This window comes from Streptomyces murinus, from assembly GCF_002154555.1.
Taxonomy (GTDB): domain Bacteria; phylum Actinomycetota; class Actinomycetes; order Streptomycetales; family Streptomycetaceae; genus Streptomyces; species Streptomyces murinus.
On record NZ_MUNF01000384.1, the window covers coordinates 609 to 1772 of the forward strand.

1 protein-coding gene is annotated in these 1164 nt (G+C 73.4%); it reads left to right on the forward strand.

Annotated elements, in window-relative coordinates; all coding sequences use genetic code 11:
• Positions 1–48: 48 nt before the first annotated feature.
• Positions 49–1164: DNA polymerase IV (locus CCN72_RS23050; RefSeq protein WP_158101395.1), on the forward strand; the 1116-nt coding region annotated here is incomplete at its 3' end.

Genomic DNA, 1164 nt, shown 5'->3' on the forward strand with positions numbered 1-1164 from the left:
CCGCCGGGCGCCGTCGGATTGTCAGTGCCGTGGTGCAGCATCGGAGATGTGAGAAACGCGCCCACGATCCTGCATCTCGACATGGATGCCTTCTACGCCTCGGTGGAGCAGGCATCCAAGCCGAGCCTGCGCGGGAAAGCGGTCGTGGTGGGCGGGCTCGGACCGCGCGGCGTGGTGGCCACGGCGTCGTACGAGGCACGGGCCTTCGGGGTGCACTCGGCGATGCCCATGGCCCAGGCGCGGCGGCTGGCGCCCAACGCGGCGTATCTGGTGCCGCGCTTCAGTCTGTATCGGGCGGTCAGCGAGCAGGTGATGACGCTGCTGCGGGAACTGTCGCCGCTGGTGGAGCCGCTGAGCCTGGACGAGGCGTTCGTGGATCTGGCGGCCTCGGGCGCGGCGGAGGACGCGGAGTCGGCGCGGTGCACGGGCCTGCGGCTGCGCGCGGACATCCGTACGGTCACGGGGCTCACCGGGTCGGTGGGGCTCGCCGCGTCCAAGATGCTCGCGAAGATCGCCTCCGAGCGGGCCAAGCCGGACGGCCTGGTGCTCATCGAGCCGGGCACCGAGCGGGCGCTGCTGGGGCCGCTGCCGGTGCGGACCCTGCCCGGGGTGGGCCCGGCCACCGGGGACCATCTGCGGCGCGCCGGGATCACGACGGTCGAGGAACTGGCCGAGGCGGGCGAGGACGAACTCGTACGACTGCTCGGCAAGGCTCATGGACAGGCGCTGTACGCGATGGCGCTGGCGCGGGACGAGCGGCCGGTGGTGGCCGAGCGGGAGGCCAAGTCCGTGTCGGTGGAGGACACGTACGACGTGGACATCCATGACCGGCTGCGGATCGGCCTTGAGGTGCGGCGGCTGGCGGACCGGTGTGTGCGGCGGCTGCGCGAGGCCGGGCTGTCCGGGCGGACGATCGTACTGAAGGTGCGGCGGTACGACTTCTCGACGCTGACCCGCTCCGAGACGCTGCGGGGCCCCACGGACGATCCGGCGGTCGTACGGGAGNNCCAGGGGGACCTGTTCGCCCAGGCGTCCTCGCGGGCGGAACCGGCGCCGGAGGAGGCCGGGGCCGAGCCGGTCGCGGTGCACCGGGAGCCGGTGCTGCAGCACTGGCGGGCCGGCCAGGACGTGCGGCACGCGGAGCACGGGTACGGGTGGGTGCAG